Below are 1,917 nucleotides of genomic sequence, written 5' to 3'. Positions count from 1 at the left end.
CTACGAGTGGACGCTGCTCGACTTCGCCGCCTGGGCGGCCGGACTGGTCACCGTCCCCGTGTACCCGACCTCCTCCGTCTTCCAGACCCGGTGGATCCTCCAGGACTCCGGCGCGGTCGCCCTCGTCACCGAGACGCTCGGGCAGGCGGCGGCCATCGGCCCCGAACGCGACCGGCTGCCCGACCTCCAGCACATCTGGGTGATCGAGAAAGGGCATGTGGAACGCCTCGCCGAACTGGGCGAGCAGCACATCCCGGAGTCCGAGGTCGAGGTCCGCCGGGGCATGCTGGTCCCCGACACCCTCGCCACCCTCATCTACACCTCGGGCACGACCGGCCGCCCCAAAGGCTGCGCGCTCACCCACGGAAACTTCTTCGCCGAGGTCGACAACGCGATCGAGCTGCTCTACCCCGTCTTCAAGTCGGCCACCGACGACCTCTCCGTCCTCCTCTTCCTCCCCATGTCCCACGTCTTCGGCCGCATGGTCGCCATCGCCTGCATCCGCGCCCGCGTCCGCCTCGGCCACGCCCCCAGCCTCAAGGCCGACCAACTCCTCCCGGACCTGGCCGCGTTCAGACCCACCTGCCTGCTCGCGATCCCGTACATGCTGGAGAAGATCTTCAACACGGCCCGCGCGAAGGCGGAGGCGGGCGGCCGGGTGTCCACCTTCGACCGGGCGGTGAACACGGCCATCCGCTACGGCGAGGCCGTCGAGGCCCACAACGCCGGCACCGGAAGCGGCCCCGGCGCCACCCTCCGCGCGGGCCGCGCCCTCTACGACCCCCTGGTCTACCGCCGCATCCGCAACGCCATGGGCGGCCGCGTCCGGCACGCCATCTGCGGCGGCTCCCCGCTGGGCCGCCGCCTCGCCGCGTTCTACGCCGGCGCGGGCATCGAGATCTACGAGGGCTACGGCCTCACCGAGACCACCGGCGCCTCGACCGTCACCCCGCCCATGAAACCCCGCCTGGGAACGGTGGGCTGGCCGCTGCCCGGCACGAAGATCCGCATAGCGGCCGACGGCGAGATACTCATCGCCGGTGACCACGTCCTGCGCGGCTACTGGGACCCGGCGGCCGGCGGAGTCGTCCCCGCCGCCCCCGACGGCTGGCTCGCCACCGGCGACATCGGCGAACTCGACGACGAGGGCTACCTCACGATCACCGGCCGCAAGAAGGAACTGATCATCACCGCCGGCGGCAAGAGCGTCGCTCCCGCCCCGCTGGAGAACTGGCTGCGCTCGCACCCCCTGATCTCCCAGGCCATGGTCCTCGGCGACGGCCGCCCCTACGTCTCCGCCCTGCTCACCCTCGACCCCGACGGCCTCACCCACTGGCGCCAGATGAACGGCAAGCACCCCGTTCCCGCCGAACTGCTCATCGACGACGCCGAGTTGAACGACGTCCTCCAGCGCGCGATCGACGAGGCCAACAAGCTCGTCTCCCGCCCCGAGTCGATCCGCCGCTTCACCATCCTGCCCCGCGACTTCACCGAGGCGGAGGGCCACCTGACCCCCTCCATGAAACTCCGCCGGGACGCGATCATGCGCGACTTCGCCGACGAGGCGGAGGGGCTGTACCGGCAGTAAAAGGTTCGCGGAACAGGTCCCCGGCCGGGGAGGATGCCGCCCGTGAACGCCATCGAGTTCTTCCACTACCCCTGGGCCGAGAGCCCGACCTACCCGGACTACCTGGTGTGGGGCATCAGGGTCGACGGAACGGACCTGCGCGCGCTCGTCGGCGAGGTGACCTACCCGCTGTGGCGCGCGGAACTGGCGGGAGAGTTCGACGACGAGGCCGAGGACGAGAAGGAGACCGCCGAGCAGGTCCGCACCCAGCACGACGGCCTGGGCGTCCCCGAGTTCGAGGACGACCACTTCCGCACCCAGGGGGACGCCGTCCCCCTGGGTGCGGAAGT

The 1,917-nt window shown here is 70.9% G+C and carries 1 protein-coding gene and 1 pseudogene; both read left to right on the top strand.

All coding sequences use genetic code 11. The annotated features are described in order from the left end of the window. On the top strand, positions 1-1,588 hold a 1,588-nt coding region (locus BZL64_RS30630), incomplete at its 5' end, for an AMP-dependent synthetase/ligase (RefSeq protein ID WP_086772402.1). Between the two features lie 42 nt (positions 1,589-1,630). Beyond that, positions 1,631-1,917, top strand: a pseudogene (locus tag BZL64_RS30625) (hypothetical protein); the annotation flags it as partial.

Origin of the sequence: Streptomyces bobili, assembly GCF_002154575.1 — a bacterium.
In the GTDB taxonomy this organism is placed as follows: domain Bacteria; phylum Actinomycetota; class Actinomycetes; order Streptomycetales; family Streptomycetaceae; genus Streptomyces; species Streptomyces bobili.
This window is presented reverse-complemented; position numbering and strand designations above follow the sequence as displayed.